Here is a 16,922-nt window from a genome sequence, read left to right on the forward strand (position 1 = left end):
CATGGCCGATAATACAGATTTCTTCCTCGGCATTGCCCAGCAAGCATTGTGGATCACCGCACTGGCGGCCGCACCATTGCTTATTCCTGCGCTGCTGGTCGGCTTAGTGCTTGGCATGGTGCAAGCCGCAACATCGATTAATGAACAAACATTGAGCTTCGTTCCCAAGTTGGTGATTGTTGCGGCTATGGCTGCGGTTTTCGGTGGATCGATCCTGGTCTTGATCGTCGACTTCACCAGAGAGATTTTCGACCGCATCCCGGATTTGCTGCTATGATCGCACCGGGTTTTGCAGATGTGGAAGCGCAAATCTGGATGTGGATGATGGCTATGATCCGTCCCGGCGCTGCCATGGTTGTGACACCCGTTTTCGGCGCAGCCAATGTGCCTGTTCAGATTCGTATTATTTTGGCGTTTATGATTGGCATGGTGGCGACAAATAGCGCCAGTTTCGATTTGCCTGCCGATACTGCCATTAGCCTTGGCAATTTCATTTTTGTGCTGGGCGAAGTGTTGGTAGGCGTTGCTATAGGCTTTTCACTACAGCTCGGATATTCGAGCGTCGTCATTGCCGGCGAGACGATTAGTAATGCCATGGGTCTTGGTTTTGCGAGCATGTCGGACCCGCAGACCGGACAATCGACGCCGGTTATCGGGCAATTTTTGACTATTTTGGCGACTTTGCTGCTGTTGGCGATTGACGGCCACTTAATGCTGTTGGCGGTCATTGTAGAAAGCTATTCTGCGTTACCGCCGGGATATGCTTTTCTGGGTGCAGAATTGGCATGGGGCATTGTCAAATTTGGCGGAACCCTGTTTTCGATGGGCTTGCTCATTGCGCTTCCTGTTGGCGGCGCGCTTATTCTTATTCAGCTGATCATGGGTTTTCTGGCGCGTACTGCGCCTGCACTCAACCTGTTTGCCGTCGGTATCCCGGTAACGATTTCCGCTGGTCTGGTGATGCTGGCGATTACCGCACCCATTATGGCGGACACGATCATTCTTTCGTTAGGCATGGGCCTTGATCAGGCAGCCTTGATTTCGGGAGGGAAATAGTGGCGCAAGAAGCACCTGGCGGCGGCGAAAAGACCGAAGCACCAACCCCAAAGAAATTGAAGGACAGTGCCGAAAAAGGCGATGTTCTCAAGTCTCAAGATCTTGGCGGTGCGACGGTGATATTTGTCGGCACGGCTGCCATGTTCACATTTGGCGGCGCGTTGTTTCAAGCCTTGGCTGACATGCTGACGAGCGCACTGGTTTTCGATAGCCGGGATGTCGAGATTTTCGACATTAGCGGCCGCAGTTCTGCTCTCGTATCTGGTCTTCTTCCGGAATTTATGAGCCTGTTCGCTGTCTTGCTGGCAGCGGCTATAGTGGTCCCCGCGATGCTTGGCTCCTTCGGTTTTCGCTGGTCCGCCATGAAGCCGAAGCCATCCAAAATGGACCCTATCAAAGGAATGGGAAAAATTTTCGGCACGAACGGTCTGATGGAATTGGGCAAGTCGATTGTGAAGGTTTTGCTGATCGGGATTGTCGGCGGCGTGATTATTTTTGTTCATCTTGGCGATGTGATGCAATTGGGTGCGCAGGATTTGAATATCGCTGTGGCGAGCTATGCATCGTTGTTCATGCAATTGCTGGTCGGGATAACCATCAGTCTGATGTTGATTGCGATGGTCGATGTGCCAATCCAGTTATTTCAGCGCGGCAAGCGATTGAAAATGTCCAAACAGGAAATCAAAGACGAGTATAAACAGACCGAAGGTTCGCCCGATACGCGCGCGATCCAGCGTCAGCGCCGCAGTGAGATGCTGAGCGACTCAACCCGCAAGGCCGTCGCGGATGCCACGGTTATCCTGGTCAACCCAACCCATTTCGCCGTGGCGTTACGATATGACCGGGATCAGGACTATGCGCCTATCGTCTTGGGTAAGGGCTGTGACGCCATCGCCCTGGGCATGCGTGAAATGGCGGCAGAGGTCGGAACGCCAGTGATGGAATATCCCGCGCTGACGCGGTCGATATATTTCACGTCACAGGTCGGTGAGGTCATTGATGACCGGTTGTATGCCGCTATTGCTGCGGTGCTGAGCTTCTTGATCCAACTCGATGCAAAAATGGTCAGTCCGCTGCACCAGCCGCGGATTGACGTGCCGGAAGATATGCAATTTGCGGCCGACGGGAGCAGGCTCGCGTGACCAAAAATGAGCAGCCCCTTAATCCGATCTGGAAATCACCGTCTATCTCCCGAAAGGTGAAACAACTATGTTCTCAAACGTAATAAACAGCGTAGGCGCGGGTTCTGGTATCAACAGTGCGCAGCTGGTGGAAGATCTGGTTGCTGCGTCTACCGGCGCAAAGCTGGGACAGCTCAACCAGCGTGACCAATTAAACAGCACGCGGATTTCAGCGATGGCAGCGACGGCTTCTGCATTGAGTACTTTTGCAGCAGCAGTAAAAGAAACGTTGAACGGCCAAGGATTTGTTGGTGACTTGGTTTCGACGCGCACCGATCTGGCGACCGCAAAGGTGGTTGACGGCGGACGACCCGAAGGTCTGCCCGCTTCGGTTGAAATTGTGCAAACTGCTTCGGCGCAGCGGGAGAAAACAGACGTTTTTGCCAGCGCATCTGACCCAATTGGTGAGCGGACAATCACAATCAACAATAGCGGTGGCAGTTTCGATATCGTCATAGACAGCTCCAATGACAGCCTTGCGGGATTGAGAGATGCGATTAACACGAGCAATAGCGGTGTGACCGCATCAATCATAACCGACAAAGCCGGATCACGGTTGGTAATGGAGGCACGGGAAGGGGCTGATAACAGTTTTACCCTGACTGATGCGCCCGCTGGTGGGCCTATTCTGGGAACGCCGTTAAACTTTACGAATATTGATAATGCACAGGACAGCATCATTCGGGTTGATGGCATTGAATTGACCAACAGCAGCAACACAGTATCTGGCGCTATACCGGGCGTCGAAATTTCGTTGCTTGCAGCTGAGCCAGGCACAAACCTGACGATTAATGGCGGCTCTGAGCCGCTTGACGTGCGGAGCCTGGTGACGGAATTTGTTACCGCTTATAATGAGCTGCGCTCTTCCTTGAATGACGCAACCGCACCCGGCTTGGGCGGTGGTACAGGCGGACCGCTTGCAGGAGACCGCGGTGCTCGTGAGGTTATCCGGCAGCTCGGTCAGTTAACATCGACACGCTTGAGCGACACCGGCGAATTCAACACATTGGCTGATATCGGTGTCCGGACGGAGAGTGACGGCACCTTAAGCATAGATGACGCCCGTCTGGACGCGGCTCTCGAAATTGATGCTGATGCAATTAAACTGATGCTGGAACCAGCGGTTGAGACCGAGACGAATATCGGATTGTCTGGCGCGCTGGATAAAATTTCTGCGACTTTACAAGATGAGAGCGGTGCGCTGGCTCAAGCTCAGGAGCGATTGGACAGCATCAGGGAGTCAATCGAGGAGCGGCGCGTCAAGATTAATGACGAGGGTGATCGCTTGCGCGAGCAATTACAGGGCACATTTGCCGGTTTAGAGCGGCAGCTTTCCGTCTTGCGGGCAACCCAATCCTATGTCGAACAACAATTCGCCTCGTTTAACGATAATAACTAACGTCAGAAAGCAATAGAGCATGACATTCCAATCGAACATCCGCCGCGCATCGAGCTATAAATCGATCCAGAAAAACAGCAATGTCCTGTCAGCCAACCCTTATGATCTGGTGGCCGTACTTTTTGCTGAGTTGCGCGATAGTCTGGATCTCATGATCGAGAGTGCCCGGCGGAATGACAAGGGCAGAATGTTTGAATGTAGGGCGAAGGCGCTGTCTATTCTGAATGGATTGGATGAGTCGTTGGATTTTGATGCAGCGGGAGATCTCGCCCAAACATTACATACCATCTACGTAGAGGCTGCGCGGCGTATTCAGGCGGAAATTGATGTATCGTTCATTGAACGGGTGGAGTCTGCAAGGGAAATGCTGCACGAAATCGAAAAAGCTTGGATGGCTATCGCACCAGGCGCACAGCAGGTCGATTCACTACGCCGGGCAAGCTAAAAGCCAGCGGCGAGGGCCATGTCATTTTCAAAATGTTTGTCGATATTATGTTTGCGCATCTTATCAATAAACGTCGTCCGTTTAATATTGATGGATCGCGCCGCTTTTGAGACCACGCCATGCGATGTGTTGAGAGCGTGCAGAATTATCCGGCGCTCTTCACTTTGAAGATGGGCGTTGAGATCCACGACATCGGTTGTTTGTTGACCCAGAGCGGAGGATAACATGCCAGAAAATGGGGTCTCCCGGCCGTTATTTGGGAAGCTTCTCGTGAACGGAGCCTCGCTAGCTGCCGATTGGTTATGGAATGTCGACGACGGCTGCGTATCAACACGGGGGGCGGCTGGAACAATATCAGATTGCACCAAGGCGGCAATGTCACGCGCCTGAACCAGCTGGCCGGCAAAAAATACCGTCGCACGCTCTACAACATTGCGCAATTCGCGAACGTTACCCGGCCAGTCATAGCTCTGCAGGACGGCATAAGCCTCTGGCGTGAAAATAGGCGATGGCACATCTTCTGATTGATGCTTCAGGAAATGTTCAACCAAGGCTGGAATATCTTCGGTCCGCTCATGAAGGGCAGGAACTTCGATAGGAACAACACAAAGCCGATAGAAAAGATCTTCGCGAAAAGAGCCCCGCTGGATTGCTGTGCCCAGATTTTTGTGTGAAGCAGCGATGACCCTGACGTCAATCGGGATGTTCTGATTTCCGCCAACACGGTTCACGATGCGCGATTCCAATACGCGGAGCAATTTAACCTGCATGTTGAGCGGCATATCGCCAATTTCGTCGAGAAAAATGGTGCCGCCATTTGATTGTTCGAACAGGCCAACATGTTGTTTGAAAGCGCCAGTAAAGCTGCCTTTTTCGTGACCAAATAATTCGGATTCGATCAATTGCTCCGGCAATGCACCGCAGTTTACAGTGATATTGGGGGCATCTGCCCGCTGTGAAATGGTGTGGATGGCGTCAGCGACAACTTCCTTACCGCTGCCGGAAGGACCAGAAATCATAATGGAGGAATTGCAACGCCCCGCAAATTTTACCAGCATGCGCAGTTGTTGCATTTTCGGACTATTGCCGATCAGCTTGGCTGCTAACAGCGTTTCTACATTTGCGTCGTTCATACAACTACCCAGATGACTAACCACATAATCCGGCACTGCCGGGGAAGCGTGGTTCGGAGATCCCGCAATCTCCGAACCGTCACCTGGTAAATTCAGAAATGAACAAAGATAGTTAAAGTCGGGTTAACTTCATCAGAAAGCGTGAGAAAGTCTTTTGAAATCTGTAATTCCGAGGCGCTGCGTTATGATTTTTGTGAGCCCAAACTCTGCAGGATCAGGGAGATTTTGTCTTTGCAGAATGTGGACGTGGAAATGAATATCATGCGATTATCTGACGGATTAGGAGATTTTTCCAACAACCCTTCTTCCACCATCACATTGATATACCGCATCGCAGTTGTCATCGGAATGCCCGAACTATGAGCAATGGAGGAAACCGTGATCTTTTCGTCCTTAAGGTCACAAACGTAGATATCCAGGCACATATTCCAGCAGGAATCCGTAAATAATCCGGCACCCATATTGAGCATGTTAGCTTTTAGCCGGCTCCATCGGAGCATGGTTTCGGCCCGATTAATCAGCTCGGCATTGTCCATTTCATCTGCGGTTGAGCAGTCATCTTTAGAAATCAAATTGTCAGAAACCGTGATCAACTCACTCAGAGTGTCAACCTTTTTGGCTGCTGCGACGAGAGCATTTTTAATTGCAGCAATCTCGACACCGACCTCGTCCATTTTTGCCTGTAATACCCCCGCGATTACGTCACAATACAACTTACCCTGTTGCCACTATTTACACTATTACATTGTTACGTAAACCTATTCAGCGTTGAATTTGCAACATAATAGGGTTTTGGAATTTGTAATATAATGTAAAAATGCCAGATTGGAGCTTATATATTTGCCAACAATGTAAACATTGAAATTGAAAATATGAAGGCATCAAAAGGATTAAACCGGCATCTCCCCAAGCCCCACGTTTAGCATCAATCACGTAATGGGATAGGGTTTACACGGCCTCCAATTGGCGGTCTTCGGCTTGCCGTTTCCACATATCGGCATAAAGCCCTTTCTTGGCCAACAGCATTCGGTGATTGCCACGCTCCGCAATCTGGCCGTCGTTCAGGACGATAATCTCGTCTGCATAAGTGATGGTTGATAGCCTGTGCGCGATAATCAAAGTCGTCCGCCGTTCGGAAATTTTGCCGAGTGTCGCCTGAATTTCATCTTCGGTACGACTGTCCAGCGCCGACGTTGCCTCATCCAATATCAGGATTGGCGGGTTTTTAAGCAAAGTTCGGGCAATCGCAACGCGTTGTTTCTCGCCGCCGGATAGTTTCAGCCCGCGCTCTCCAACCTGCGTCTCATATCCATCCGGCAGCTTGGCGATAAAATCGTCTAGCGCCGCGCCTTGGGCGGCGGCCTCAATTTCCTCTTGGGTCGCGCCATTACGGCCATAGCCGATATTATAGCCGATCGTATCGTTAAACAGCACACTGTCTTGCGGGACGATGCCAATGGCTCCGCGCAGGCTGTTCTGGGTAACATTGGATATGTCCTGACCGTCGATCAGGATAGCGCCTGCTTTGGGATCATAGAAACGGAACAATAACCGCGCGAGGGTCGATTTTCCTGCGCCAGACGGTCCCACAATGGCCAGCGTTCCGTCGGGCGGTACAGTAAAGCTCAGACCTTTGAGTATCTCGCGATCCGTATCATAAGCGAAAGCGACATCCTCAAACGCCACGGCTCCAGCGCGCACATGGAGTGTTGCCGCGCCCGGTTTGTCTTTAATCTCCGGATCGGTGTCGATCAATTTGAACATCGCATCCATGTCAACCAGACCTTGACGGATTGTGCGATAGACCATGCCAAGCAGGTCCAGCGGACGGAATAACTGCATCAGCAGCGCGTTGACCAGCACCAGGTCGCCAACCGTCAACTGTCCCTGGCTCCAACCGTAGACGCTATAACTCATGGCCCCAAACATCGTCAGATTGGTGATCAGCGATTGACCAATATTGAGCATGCCCAGTGAGTTTTCGGATTTCACTGCCGCATTGGCCCAATCCTGCATGGCTCGATTGTAGCGTTCACCCTCGCGGTCTTCGGCGGTGAAATATTTCACTGTCTCATAATTGAGCAGGGCATCAACGGATCGTCCAATAGCGCGGGTATCCATGTCATTCATTTCCGCACGCAGGGCGTTGCGCCAGTCAGTCACCTTGCGGGTGAAAAATATATAGATGGCGACCATTGTCATGGTCGCCGCGACCAGACCAAAACCGAATTTCACCTGAAAAATAATTAACACAGCGATCAGTTCGATCAGTGTCGGTGCAATATTGAACAACAGAAAATAGAGCATGATATCGATGCTCTTTGTGCCGCGTTCGATGACTTTCGTGATTTCGCCCGTGCGCCGTCCCAAATGAAAGCGCAGCGACAGTTGGTGCAGGTGAGTAAAAACATTGGTCGCGAGACGCCGCGCGGCTTCCTGACCGACTTTCTCGAACACAATATTGCGCAAATTGTCGAACATCACTTGGCCGAAACGCGCCAAGCCATAGGCGGCAACCAGGGCGAACAGCACGGTCAGCGCTGCTTCCGTACCAGCAGTCATGCCATCAACCACCGCTTTATAAGCGAATGGCATCGAAAGAACCGCCGCCTTTGCGCACAGCACTAACACCCCCGCAATTACAATACGCAGACGCAACGTAGGTTCGTCCTTCGGCCACAAGTAAGGCAGAAAGCGCTTCAACGTTGGGATCATCGGTGGGTCGATCTGACCCTTGGTGCTATAGTCTGGCGGCATCCCTCGGATGTAGGGATGCGACGCTTGATTGTCTATGCGCGCCGATGTGCGGCTTTAGAAACTCCCGCTGATGGTGAGCCGGTATATTAGACCGAATTTGCGGTTCCGGTTTTCTATAAAGCCGATTGGTCCATCACGACGAAGTCTGGTGAATTCGCCAGTGTCTTCATCCAATAGCCCGTAAGCCGTGCGGACAAAACGCTCTCCGCGATCAAACAAATTGCCGAGATTGGCATTTACCGTGAGGCCAAAGACATCCTTGTGCTCAATGAAAACCCATGAATAGGGTGCGCGCGTGTCAAAATCCGCTATCTGGTCGAGGCGGATATTGCCGACATCATCAAAATCTTCGATACCCGCGCCCCAGGCCCAGTCCGAATTCGGAATATCGTGACGCAGAGTGATTTCGTAGCTGTAGATATCGTCTTGCCCGATCCGGCGATTGCGGAAGGTGATCGGATCACGGACACTGCTTTTTGCCGCTTCAACTTCGATATCCAGTTTGGCGCCCTGCCAGCCAATCGGGTCGAATAGCAGGGTGGAGACCAGTTCGATGCCAAAGCGATCTGCGCTATCGATATTGCCGCGCGCCTCTGCCGCCGGGCCGCGCGGAACCGTGTCCACGATATCGCTAATCTTCTCGCCGAATAGCGTAACCGTCGCCGAACCAAACGCACCGAGCTTTTTGGTTGCTTCCATTTCGGCGCGCCATTTTTGTGGCGGTACCAGATCAGGATTGCCAGCGTCGATCACATCGTTCGAAACTTCTACCGAAGCGATGAAATCAAAAAAGTCGAGCTGATCCACCTCCCGCGACAATTTGACGCTGAGATCAAAATCATCGACCGGTCTCCATGCCAAAGCGACCGACCCTTTCGGCCGCACGAACGAACGGCTGAGATCACCCTGGCTGATTTCGCTATACTCACCGCCCAGTGTTGCCTGCAGGGTCAAATTATCCGACAATGGCCGACCATAGGTGGTTATCAACTCCGCTCGTTTCTCTTCCACTTTGGTATTGGAATTATCCAGATCACCATTGGATAATTGGGCCTCGCTTTCGAGAAAATTATAGGCCCCTTCAAGGCTGAAGCCCCAGTCGGTACCGCTAGAAGTTTTCCAGCCATATTCGGCGCGCAGAACCGATTCCCCTTCGTCGACAGTTCGATCAAAGGCGCTGATGAGGGTTGGAGTTATTCCGTCAGTAAATGTGCGACTGAAAAAATCTTCCGTCGGACTATGCTCCAGCCGTTGCAAACCGATCAGTTTCAACCGTCCGCCGCCGAGATTAAACTCATAATCTGCGCTGAACTCTGCATTCCATTCGCGCTCCCGGCCAGTGAACAGTTCAATTATATCTGGCGTGTCGGGCTGCGTGCGCAGCGTGTCGACTCGCTGGCGAAAATGGTTGAGGCCATATTCGCCGCTGATATTGAATACCGATCCGGCGGTGCTGGTGCGGTTATAAGAGACATTGATGGAGGGTCGGTCGCCGCGTGTGCGGGCAACTTCGTCCCGCAAGAAAAGCAAGCCGCCTGATCCGTTTGTAATCCGCTCCGGCCCCTGTGCGCCATTGCGAAACGCGTCATTCTCAACGGCAATCGTGAAATCGCCGTTGAAAAGCCGACCGCTAATCGACGCTTCGCCAGCAAACCAGTTGTCGCCCGCGCGCCGCCATTGCGGACGCCATTTGAAATTGCCGGTAATACCAGTGGTCTCGTCGCTATTGGTAACCAGATTAAGCACCTGACCCGACAGACCGGAAATGCTGAGCGTCGCGCCGTCGACAATTTCAACTCTCATTACATTCGCTGCCGAGATACGGCCCAGAACCGTGAAGGCATCATTATTCTTGCCGGCAATCCGGGCCCCGTTGATCAATACATTCTCATCGGCTTGACCCAGGCCACGGGCTTCATCATCGCCGGTATCGATTATGAAGCCGGGTACTTGCGAGACGATGTCCAAGGCGGTGCGAGGATTGAAGCGGGAAAATTGCGACGCATCATAAACCTGACGCCCATTTTCTATCCGTGGTTGCAGATTATTACTGGTCGCGGTTGGGGCGGTCGTTTCGGTTTGCGCAGATGTCGGAGATGAGATGGCAATTGATGCGGTCAGCGCAGAAATAGCAGCGCTAACGCGTAACCAGTTGGCTTTGATCAAGATAATCCCCCCTAACGGAACTAAATTTATGTTTGTTTGGTTCGGTTCTTGCCCGCCTGCTATGACCGGTTGGTTACAGGAGATACCGGCTTTCGACAAACTACATCTGTAGTCGGATCAACAACTTTACACTCCGAATCCGTGATACGGTTATATAAACTATTCTATCTTAACGTTTGTTTGAAAATAGGACGTAAGCGCCCGCGCCATTGGCTAAAGTGTATATGCCATAAAAGAACACAGCACTGAGCATCCCCATATTCGCGAAGATCAGTGCGGCGGCAAGCATGAAAAACTCTAAGATATAACTGCCATAGGGGCCGAGAAATTTCGAGAAGCTGCCCCGCGCCTCTGTGATCATCGGATGATTGCTCTCCATCATCGCCTTGTGCATGGCGAAATTACCAACGCCGCAGACAAAGATGATAAAAACATACATAAGCTATATATAGGATGTCTCGTCGCTGTTGTCAGGGACCGTGAGCGATATATTCGCGGCGGTGGTTTTCATGTGACAGTATAGGCGGAAAAAAGGGAGGATTTCATGAAAGTCGATGGCAAGACGGTGGTCATCACGGGCGGTGCGACCGGCATTGGCCTCGCGCTTGGACGCGAGCTTGGAAAATGCGGTGCGCGGCTGATCCTCTTTGAACCGCGAGCTGGACGGTTGGCGGAAGCGGCTGCCGATCTGACCGCAGATGGCATTGATGCAAAAACGCAATGCGGCGATGTGACCGATCCCGATGCTCTGAAGGCGCTGGCCGATTTTGCCTGGGCTGAAAATGGCCGGGCAGACATGTTGATCAACAATGCTGGAATTGGCGGCTCGATGAAATCGGTGATCAAGACTGATCCCGAAGAGGCGCGGCGGATATTCGAGGTCAATTTCTGGGGCATGTGGAAAGGCATCTCGGAATTTGGCCGACGGTTTCTCGCCGAGGAGAAGCCGGCTGCCATCTATTCGGTTGCGTCAGAAAATGCGCTGTTCAATGCCTTCCCATTTGGCGGCGGGGCCTATGTCGCCAGCAAACACGCCATTTTCGGCTTGATGGACGTGCTCCGCCGGGAAGCGCCAGAGTGGCTGACCACCGGAGTCATCATTCCCGGTTGGGTGCAATCCGAACTTTCGGATTTCAATCGCACAGCGCCAGCGGCCATGGATGTTGGTGCATATGCCGCCATCATCGCGCCGCAGATCGAGGCAGGCGAATATTATGTCGTCAGCCATGGCTATAATGTCGTGCGCTTTGATGAGCGCTATGACGAGATGAAAGCCGCGTTTGCAGAATATGCACCGCGCGAAGAGGGCGATGACCAATATGATGTACAAAAATTTGTCGCGAAGATGCAACGCTGATGAATATTGAGCTTCCCGGTCCTATCAGGCGAGCGGATCCCGGCGATTGGAGAAAAGTTGCCGATATCACCGCCGAAGCCTTTGCCGAAGACCCAGTTAACAGCTGGCTGTTCGGCAGCCAGACGGCCATCCGCGCTTCCTTTCGGGCGCTAGCAAGGGACATCTATACACGCGAAGGCTTTTGCCATCTTGCTGGCGACGACGGCGCGACCATGTGGCTCGGCCCCGGCCAAAGCGGCGACATGGGTGCCATCGCCACGGCCCGGTTCGCACTTGCGCAGCTGATCCAAGGCAGCATCGGCGGCCTCAAGCGGGCGATGCGCGCAGGTGAGATCATGGCCGCGCATCATCCGCGCGAACCGCATTGCTATCTGTTTACCATTGGCACGCGGCAATCCGCCCGCGGGAAGGGCCTTGGCAAGACATTACTCGCGCCTGTTCTGCAGGCCTGCGATGCGCAGGCTATTCCCTGCTATCTGGAGAACAGCAATCCGGACAATCATGGTTTCTATGCGCATCACGGATTCGCGCGGAAAGAGGTTTTTGCTTGCGGAGAGGGTGGTCCGCCTTTGGAAGCCATGTGGCGGGAACCGCAATAAGCAGCCCCCGCTTTTAGAGCGCGGACGCAAGCGCCATGATCACCCCGATTCCGACCAGCATGATACCGGTCAGTTCGCCGCGGCCAAGCGGCTCCTTCAGATAGAACCGTCCAAAGCCCAGCGTATTTAAAATCTGCGTCTGGCCAACAATCCCGACCAGGGCAACCGGTGCATGGGCATAGGCGATGAACCAGCCCGCCGAAGCCGTTGCGGCGAGCACACCCACTTGTGCCGTGACTCGCCAGCGCTTGAGCATCGCGCGAAACTGGTCCGGTTCGCGGATGGTGACATAGCTGCCCTGCATCAGCGCCTGAAATCCCAGCACCGCAGTCAGGACAATCAATCCAGCATAGGTGCGCTCGACATCGGTAACCGCATTGGCTGATTGCTTGATAAAGATTGCGGTCAGCGCGAACAGGAAACCGGCGCTGAGACCCGTCAATGCGGCTGGCTGTTTGAGGCCGCGCAGCCATTGCCACAAACCGCGCGCGCCGCCGTCGATGGAAACGGATAATATGCCCAGGAAAGCCACAGCAATGCCCAGCCATGCCAAGGGCGCGAGAGTTTCGCCAAGTATCAGCCAGCCGAGAAACGCCACGATCAGGGTTTCTACCTTCATATAGGCCGTGCCGCTGACCAGATTGCGAAAGCCGAAGGACATGATGATGAGGTTTGTCGCCACCATCTGCGCAAAGCCGGCGGCCCAGGCGAACCACCAGAAGGATGCGTCCAGCGGGGGCAGGGTGCTCCGTCCGGTCGCCGCCATATAGCTGGCAAGCATGGCGCAGGCGATCGGCCAGCCAAAGAAGAAGCGCGACAGCGCCGCTGCATTGACCGACATTTCGGCGCGGATGCGTTGCTGTACGGCCATCCGCCAGGCGAGGAACAGCGCGGCCAGCAGAGCGGCAGGTATCCAGATGGGGAAAGTCAAAGAGGCCGCAATCGATTAATAGCGGCTAAATGGCCGCGCATCGACGGTTTCCTCAAGAAAGTCGAGGATATGATAGATTGTGCCAAAGTCTTCCGGCTTTTTCTTGAGCGACTGGCGAAACATCAAAATGCCAGCGCCCATCATGATGGCGGGTATCCCGGTAAACATGATTTTGAACATCAGCGGTGGTCCGTCGAAAAACCACGAGCCGATGCCAATGGCCACAAATGGGATCAGAAATGCGAACCAGATGACAAAGAATTTCTTGGGATTGCCGCGCTTCATGGTCTTCGCCTCGATCAAGGTCCCGCCATCATGCGCGCGCATCGTGCCCCTGAGTTTGGGTTCAATCCCGGTCAAGATATGCGGGCGGCCATAGAGCAATGTGATTTCTTCCTCGGTGCCGCCGCCAAAGACATGAAAGTCCTTGCTGTCTTCGCGCTTTTCCATCTCCGCCTTGAGCTTGGTCGCCAGCGTAATCGGATCTAGCGGGGAGAAGAGTTTGACTTTTCGGTCTGTATTCATTTGATCTGCACTCCCGGGTTCTGCTCGACCGGATACGCGTTCACGGTTTTCGCGAGCCAGTCGATAATATCCTGGGCACTGCCAATATCCTCGGGCGGCCTGCGTTCCGGCCGGCCCCATTCGAGCGCCAGCACCATGATGAACATCGCGGCAGGAATGCCCGAAAATATCAGGCGGGCCAGCCAGTCAAAATCATGGAACCAAAATACCAGCGAACCCGCGAAAAAAATGCCGGTGAAGGCGCACCAGAGAATGACAAAAGGAATATCTTTCAAAATCTGCTTGGTCCGGCCCGTCATTAAAGTGCCGCCCTCATGCTCTTCCATGGTGGCCGCCAGCTGTGCTGCGAAGCCTCGCGATCCCTTGCGTTTGGCATAAACAAGGTTCATTTTCTTCTCGGTCCCGAAGCCATAAACTTGTCTGCCGGTCCGTGTCTTCGACAATTCCATTTCATCCTTGAGCCGGTTGGCAAGAGTTATCGGGTCCAGCGGTGAAAACAGGCAGACATCCTGCTCCAAAATTTCGCGCCGATATGTCTCCGGTTCGAACAGCTGGCGCCAATGTTTCAAACGCCCTCCAGCAGTTTCTCGCGCTTAATCTTTTCCTGCCACACCAGCGGCGCGAGATGGTGGACGCTTTGGCCCTCGGCATCGACGGCCACGGTCACCGGCATATCCTGCACCTCAAACTCATAGATCGCCTCCATGCCGAGGTCCTCGAAGCCGACGACTTTGGAGCCCTTGATCGCGCGGCTCACCAGATAGGCGCTGCCGCCGACCGCCATCAGATAGGCGCTCTTATGTTTCTTGATCGAGCCGACGGTATCGAGGCCGCGTTCCGCCTTGCCGACCATCGCCAGCAGGCCCTGTTCCAGCATCATGTCGGTAAATTTGTCCATTCGCGTGGCGGTGGTGGGGCCAGCCGGGCCGACCACTTCTTCGCCAACCGGATCGACCGGGCCGACATAATATATGACGCGCCCCTTGAATTCGACCGGCAGCTCTTCGCCCTTGTCGAGCATATCCTTGATCCGTTTGTGCGCGGCATCGCGGCCGGTTAGCATCTTGCCGTTGAGCAGCAAGCGGTCACCATGTTTCCAGCTTGCCACTTCGGCTTCGTCGAGCTGATCAAGATGAACCCGCTTCGCTTCGGATGATGGGGTCCAGTTCACGTTCGGCCATTCGTCCAGCTTCGGTGCTTCCAAATAAGCAGGCCCGCTGCCATCCAGCGTGAAATGCGCATGGCGCGTGGCGGCGCAATTGGGGATCATCGCCACCGGCTTGCCCGCCGCGTGGCACGGCCAGTCATTGATTTTCACGTCGAGGATCGTGGAAAGCCCGCCAAGCCCTTGTGCGCCGATGCCAAGCGCATTGACCTTGTCAAAAATCGTAATGCGCAATTCTTCGATATCATTGCGCGGGCCGCGTTCTTTCAGCTGCCCCATATCAATCGGATCCATCAGCGACTGTTTGGCAAGCAGGACAGCGCGTTCCGCCGTACCGCCAATACCGATACCGAGCATACCCGGCGGGCACCAGCCCGCGCCCATTTGCGGGACCATGTCGAGCACCCAATCAACAATATTGTCGCTCGGGTTCATCATCTTGAATTTCGATTTATTTTCGGACCCGCCGCCCTTCGCCGCAACATCGACGCTGACCGTGTCGCCGGGCACCATTTCCACATGGAGCACGGACGGCGTATTATCCTTGGTATTACGCCGCGTGAAAGCGGGATCGGCGAGGATCGAGGCACGCAGCTTGTTTTCCGGATGGAGATAGGCGCGGCGTACGCCTTCATCGACAATTTCCTGCATCGACTGCGATGTTTCATCGAGCCGGCAATCCATACCCCATTTTATGAAAACGTTGACGATACCGGTATCCTGGCAAATCGGCCGATGTCCTTCGGCGCACATACGGGAGTTGGTCAGAATCTGCGCAATCGCATCCTTGGCCGCCGGTGATTTCTCTGCCTCATAGGCCTCGCCCAGTGCCCGGATATAATCCATCGGATGATAGTAAGAGATAAATTGCAGCGCGTCGGCGACGCTTTCGATCAGGTCGGCGGTTTTTATCGTAACGGTCATCGTGGCTCCGGAAACTATCTTGGGGTGCGATCCGGTAGCCTTTTGGCGGATATGACGAAAGGCGGCAAGTTTTTCTATGGTTTAGCGGCAGTCTGGCCAGCGATGCTAGGCCGGGATCAGAACGTTGCGATAGAGCGGATCTTCAAATGCCTGTCCCGCACCATTGGCAACGCAGGTCAATGGATCATCAGCGATTGTTACGGCGAGACCTGTTTCCTCCGCGATATGGTTATCGATCCGTCCGAGCAACGCGCCGCCCCCGGTCAGGACAATACCCTGATCGACAATGTCTGCCGCCAATTCCGGTGCGGTATTCTCAAGCGCATTGCGAACGCTATCGGTAATCTGACCGACGGGCTCGGCTATTGCGTAGGCGATTTCGGCTTCCGTGATGATGATCTTTCGCGGCATACCTTTAACGAGGTCACGGCCCTTGATATGCATGGTGCGTCCGTTATCGATTGGGCTGACGGCGCTCGCCATCCCATGTTTGATCGTTTCTGCAGTGGTTTCGCCAATGGCAAGATTGTGCTTGCGGCGGATATGGGACGTTATGGCATCATCAATTTTATCGCCGCCCATGCGTCCTGACGTACTATAAGCCAAGCCCTGTAGCGACAATACAGCCACTTCCGTGGTTCCGCCGCCGATATCGACAACCATCGCGCCAATCGGCTCCGCAACAGGTATTCCTGCACCAATCGCAGCGGCCATGGGCTCTTCGATAAAAAAGATCCGCGATCCACCAGCATTGGATGCTGCATCCCGAAGCGCCCGGCGTTGAACATTGGTAGAGCCGGAAGGAATGCAAACCGCGATGTCGAATCGCCTCAGCAGCCCGGTCTTTTTATCATGCACCTTCTGTATGAAATGCTTGATCATCTGTTCCGCAACATCAAGGTCAGCGATCACGCCATCTTTCAGCGGCCGAATGACTTTTATATTGTCAGGCGTTTTGCCCATCATCAACTTGGCATCGCTGCCAACCGCCCGTACCTTCGTCACTCCATCATTAGTCTCTAATGCGACCACCGACGGCTCGTTCAGTACGATTCCGCGCCCGCGTTGATAGACAAGCGTGTTGGCAGTGCCCAGATCAATCGCAATGTCATGCGACTGGAGTTTGAAAAAACTACGCATAGTTGATTTTCTTCAAAAAGAGAGGCCGCATCCCCGATGCAGCATAGTGGCCCAATGCGACATATCAGATAGCGATAATGAGCCTGCTTCAATGAACCTATGCTGTCTAGTCAGACTGTGCCTAAAATAAGCTTGGTCCTTGTT

17 protein-coding genes are annotated in these 16,922 nt (G+C 53.6%); 7 read left to right on the forward strand and 10 right to left on the reverse strand.

Annotation, left to right across the window (positions count from 1 at the left end; genetic code table 11):
- Position 1 precedes the first annotated feature (1 nt).
- The 5 genes from fliQ to J4G78_RS14835 all read left to right on the forward strand — a co-directional run bounded on the left by fliQ (position 2) and on the right by J4G78_RS14835 (position 4,081).
- Positions 2–277, forward strand: coding sequence for a flagellar biosynthesis protein FliQ (gene fliQ, locus J4G78_RS14815; protein ID WP_207987301.1), 276 nt, complete (start codon positions 2–4; stop codon positions 275–277).
- Complete coding sequence (gene fliR / locus J4G78_RS14820) at positions 274–1,056, forward strand: flagellar biosynthetic protein FliR (protein WP_207987302.1); 783 nt, start codon at positions 274–276, stop codon at positions 1,054–1,056. Before fliQ ends, fliR begins: the two co-directional genes overlap by 4 nt.
- A complete protein-coding gene (locus J4G78_RS14825; protein WP_207987303.1) occupies positions 1,056–2,198 on the forward strand; it encodes an EscU/YscU/HrcU family type III secretion system export apparatus switch protein in 1,143 nt (380 codons plus the stop codon). The genes fliR and J4G78_RS14825 overlap by 1 nt, the downstream gene beginning before the upstream one ends.
- A 67-nt stretch (positions 2,199–2,265) precedes the next feature.
- Positions 2,266–3,636, forward strand: coding sequence for a flagellar filament capping protein FliD (fliD, locus tag J4G78_RS14830; protein ID WP_207987304.1), 1,371 nt, complete (start codon positions 2,266–2,268; stop codon positions 3,634–3,636).
- Positions 3,637–3,655: 19 nt separating this feature from the next.
- A complete protein-coding gene (locus J4G78_RS14835; RefSeq protein ID WP_207987305.1) occupies positions 3,656–4,081 on the forward strand; it encodes a flagellar export chaperone FliS in 426 nt (141 codons plus the stop codon).
- On the opposite strand, the gene J4G78_RS14840 is transcribed toward J4G78_RS14835, so the two are convergent.
- From J4G78_RS14840 to J4G78_RS14860, 5 genes are all read right to left on the reverse strand, one after another.
- On the reverse strand, positions 4,078–5,214 hold the full coding sequence (locus J4G78_RS14840; protein WP_207987306.1) for a sigma-54 interaction domain-containing protein: 1,137 nt from the start codon (positions 5,212–5,214) through the stop codon (positions 4,078–4,080). The genes J4G78_RS14835 and J4G78_RS14840 overlap by 4 nt on opposite strands.
- Positions 5,215–5,396: 182 nt before the next feature.
- Positions 5,397–5,888 (reverse strand): helix-turn-helix domain-containing protein, encoded by a 492-nt coding sequence (locus J4G78_RS14845; protein WP_207987307.1) that lies wholly within the window; start codon positions 5,886–5,888, stop codon positions 5,397–5,399.
- 274 nt (positions 5,889–6,162) lie between these two features.
- A complete protein-coding gene (locus tag J4G78_RS14850) occupies positions 6,163–7,971 on the reverse strand; it encodes an ABCB family ABC transporter ATP-binding protein/permease (RefSeq protein WP_207987308.1) in 1,809 nt (602 codons plus the stop codon).
- Between the two features lie 54 nt (positions 7,972–8,025).
- A complete protein-coding gene (locus J4G78_RS14855; RefSeq protein ID WP_207987309.1) occupies positions 8,026–10,137 on the reverse strand; it encodes a TonB-dependent receptor plug domain-containing protein in 2,112 nt (703 codons plus the stop codon).
- Between the two features lie 169 nt (positions 10,138–10,306).
- Positions 10,307–10,576 carry a hypothetical protein gene (locus J4G78_RS14860; protein ID WP_207987310.1) on the reverse strand — a complete coding sequence of 90 codons (270 nt, stop codon included), beginning with the start codon at positions 10,574–10,576 and terminating at the stop codon, positions 10,307–10,309.
- A gap of 105 nt (positions 10,577–10,681) precedes the next feature.
- Between J4G78_RS14860 and J4G78_RS14865 the strand changes: the two genes are divergently transcribed.
- Together J4G78_RS14865 and J4G78_RS14870 are read left to right on the forward strand one after the other, a co-directional pair.
- Positions 10,682–11,494, forward strand: coding sequence for an SDR family NAD(P)-dependent oxidoreductase (locus J4G78_RS14865; RefSeq protein ID WP_207987311.1), 813 nt, complete (start codon positions 10,682–10,684; stop codon positions 11,492–11,494).
- Positions 11,494–12,093 carry a GNAT family N-acetyltransferase gene (locus J4G78_RS14870; RefSeq protein ID WP_207987312.1) on the forward strand — a complete coding sequence of 200 codons (600 nt, stop codon included), beginning with the start codon at positions 11,494–11,496 and terminating at the stop codon, positions 12,091–12,093. The genes J4G78_RS14865 and J4G78_RS14870 overlap by 1 nt, the downstream gene beginning before the upstream one ends.
- Before the next feature lie 13 nt (positions 12,094–12,106).
- Here J4G78_RS14870 and J4G78_RS14875 read toward each other — a convergent pair whose 3' ends face one another.
- The 5 genes from J4G78_RS14875 to J4G78_RS14895 form a co-directional block, all read right to left on the reverse strand.
- Positions 12,107–13,024 (reverse strand): EamA family transporter, encoded by a 918-nt coding sequence (locus J4G78_RS14875; protein ID WP_207987313.1) that lies wholly within the window; start codon positions 13,022–13,024, stop codon positions 12,107–12,109.
- Positions 13,025–13,039: 15 nt separating this feature from the next.
- Entirely contained in the window at positions 13,040–13,549 is a 510-nt protein-coding gene (locus J4G78_RS14880) for a hypothetical protein (protein WP_207987314.1), read from the reverse strand.
- Positions 13,546–14,118 (reverse strand): hypothetical protein, encoded by a 573-nt coding sequence (locus tag J4G78_RS14885; RefSeq protein WP_207987315.1) that lies wholly within the window; start codon positions 14,116–14,118, stop codon positions 13,546–13,548. The genes J4G78_RS14880 and J4G78_RS14885 overlap by 4 nt, the downstream gene beginning before the upstream one ends.
- Complete coding sequence (locus J4G78_RS14890; protein ID WP_207987316.1) at positions 14,115–15,638, reverse strand: fumarate hydratase; 1,524 nt, start codon at positions 15,636–15,638, stop codon at positions 14,115–14,117. The genes J4G78_RS14885 and J4G78_RS14890 overlap by 4 nt, the downstream gene beginning before the upstream one ends.
- A 105-nt stretch (positions 15,639–15,743) precedes the next feature.
- Positions 15,744–16,778, reverse strand: coding sequence for a rod shape-determining protein (locus J4G78_RS14895; RefSeq protein ID WP_207987317.1), 1,035 nt, complete (start codon positions 16,776–16,778; stop codon positions 15,744–15,746).
- Positions 16,779–16,922 lie beyond the last annotated feature (144 nt).

The organism is Parasphingorhabdus cellanae (assembly GCF_017498565.1).
Classification (GTDB): domain Bacteria; phylum Pseudomonadota; class Alphaproteobacteria; order Sphingomonadales; family Sphingomonadaceae; genus Parasphingorhabdus; species Parasphingorhabdus cellanae.

What these genes read in the sequence shown, in the direction of transcription:
- fliQ (WP_207987301.1), top strand. Translation starts at nt 2, where the DNA reads ATGGCCGATAATACAGATTTCTTCCTCGGCATTGCCCAGCAAGCATTG.
- fliR (WP_207987302.1), top strand. Translation starts at nt 274, where the DNA reads ATGATCGCACCGGGTTTTGCAGATGTGGAAGCGCAAATCTGGATGTGG.
- fliD (WP_207987304.1), top strand. Translation starts at nt 2,266, where the DNA reads ATGTTCTCAAACGTAATAAACAGCGTAGGCGCGGGTTCTGGTATCAAC.
- J4G78_RS14835 (WP_207987305.1), top strand. Translation starts at nt 3,656, where the DNA reads ATGACATTCCAATCGAACATCCGCCGCGCATCGAGCTATAAATCGATC.
- J4G78_RS14840 (WP_207987306.1), bottom strand. Translation starts at nt 5,214, where the DNA reads ATGAACGACGCAAATGTAGAAACGCTGTTAGCAGCCAAGCTGATCGGC.
- J4G78_RS14845 (WP_207987307.1), bottom strand. Translation starts at nt 5,888, where the DNA reads ATGGACGAGGTCGGTGTCGAGATTGCTGCAATTAAAAATGCTCTCGTC.
- J4G78_RS14850 (WP_207987308.1), bottom strand. Translation starts at nt 7,971, where the DNA reads ATGCCGCCAGACTATAGCACCAAGGGTCAGATCGACCCACCGATGATC.
- J4G78_RS14860 (WP_207987310.1), bottom strand. Translation starts at nt 10,576, where the DNA reads ATGTATGTTTTTATCATCTTTGTCTGCGGCGTTGGTAATTTCGCCATG.
- J4G78_RS14865 (WP_207987311.1), top strand. Translation starts at nt 10,682, where the DNA reads ATGAAAGTCGATGGCAAGACGGTGGTCATCACGGGCGGTGCGACCGGC.
- J4G78_RS14870 (WP_207987312.1), top strand. Translation starts at nt 11,494, where the DNA reads ATGAATATTGAGCTTCCCGGTCCTATCAGGCGAGCGGATCCCGGCGAT.
- J4G78_RS14880 (WP_207987314.1), bottom strand. Translation starts at nt 13,549, where the DNA reads ATGAATACAGACCGAAAAGTCAAACTCTTCTCCCCGCTAGATCCGATT.
- J4G78_RS14890 (WP_207987316.1), bottom strand. Translation starts at nt 15,638, where the DNA reads ATGACCGTTACGATAAAAACCGCCGACCTGATCGAAAGCGTCGCCGAC.
- J4G78_RS14895 (WP_207987317.1), bottom strand. Translation starts at nt 16,778, where the DNA reads ATGCGTAGTTTTTTCAAACTCCAGTCGCATGACATTGCGATTGATCTG.